This window comes from Mariniflexile sp. HMF6888, assembly GCF_044335535.1.
Classification (GTDB): Bacteria; Bacteroidota; Bacteroidia; order Flavobacteriales; family Flavobacteriaceae; genus Mariniflexile.
On sequence record NZ_JBIQVZ010000024.1, the window covers coordinates 1 to 1,309 of the forward strand.

Annotated in this window: 1 protein-coding gene; it reads left to right on the plus strand. The window is 34.7% G+C overall.

Annotation, left to right across the window (positions count from 1 at the left end; genetic code table 11):
- Positions 1-122 precede the first annotated feature (122 nt).
- Positions 123-1,289 carry an IS4 family transposase gene (locus ACGLWY_RS18625; RefSeq protein WP_396621182.1) on the plus strand — a complete coding sequence of 389 codons (1,167 nt, stop codon included), beginning with the start codon at positions 123-125 and terminating at the stop codon, positions 1,287-1,289.
- Positions 1,290-1,309: the final 20 nt, after the last annotated feature.

Below are 1,309 nucleotides of genomic sequence, written 5' to 3' on the forward strand. Positions count from 1 at the left end.
TAGTAGTGATGCGTTAACTTTTAAAAATATTTTATAATACATTGTATATCAGCAACTTATTAACGTTCTTTGATTTTTTGATTTGATTTAAAAATTAGCTTTGCAAGCTTAAATGTAAAGCTATGAATTCTGGTAAATATGTTTTTGCCCAACTGTTACAGTTTATCCATCGTTATGAGTTCGACAAATATGTATGGAAGTACAACGGTGATTTTAGAACAAGGGATTTTAACTGTTGGAATCAGTTTATACAATTATTTTTTGGTCAGTTGACCTCTAGAAATTCCCTTCGGGATATCTGTACCTGTCTCAAGGCCCATAGGAATAAATTGTATCACTTAGGCATCAAGCAATATGTGAACCAATCAACCCTATCAAGGGCAAATGAGCGTAGGGACTATCGGATTTTCGCTGATTTTGGCAATTACCTTATCCAGCAAGTAAGGCCTTTGTATGCAAACGAATTGATTCCCAATGTTTACATTGACAACGAAATTTTTGCATTGGATTCCACAACAATCTCCCTAAGCCTTAAACTGTTTGGATGGGCTCCGGGGAAATATTCCAGAGGAGCGGTAAAAGTCCATGCATTACTTGACTTAAGGGGTAACATTCCCTCATTTATCCTAATCACAGATGGTAAATACCATGACAGCAATGTTCTAGACGTAATTGTACCCATACCAGATGCTGTCTATATCATGGATAAAGCATATATCGATTTAAAAGCTTTGTACCAAATACATAAATCGGGAGCGTTCTTTGTCTCAAGACCAAGATCAACCATGGACTACTCCATAATAGAGAACAGTTACAACATCGATGAAGAAACGGGACTAAGGGGAGATAAAATCATTGAACTCAATGGGCATAAATCGAAACGACTTTATCCGGAACCATTACGATTGGTTGAGTTTTATGATAATGAAAATGATATAGACCTTGCCTTCTTAACAAATAACCTTGATGTATCAGCTCTTGAAGTAGCAAATCTATATCGAAACAGGTGGCAAATAGAAGTGTTTTTTAAATGGATAAAGCAAAATCTAACCATAAAAACACTTTGGGGTCATTCCGAAAATGCCGTAAACATCCATATTTGGATTGCAATCTGTACCTATTTAATAGTGGCGAAAGTTAAGCATGATTTAAAAAGCAACCTTTCAATCTATGAAATAATGCAGATTTTAAGCATATCGGTATTTGACAAGACTCCTTTGCAAGAACTGCTTACAGAATATCAAATCAATCAAAATGTCAAAGAGCAAATAAATTTATTTAATGACTAAATTTTAACGCATCAGTACTA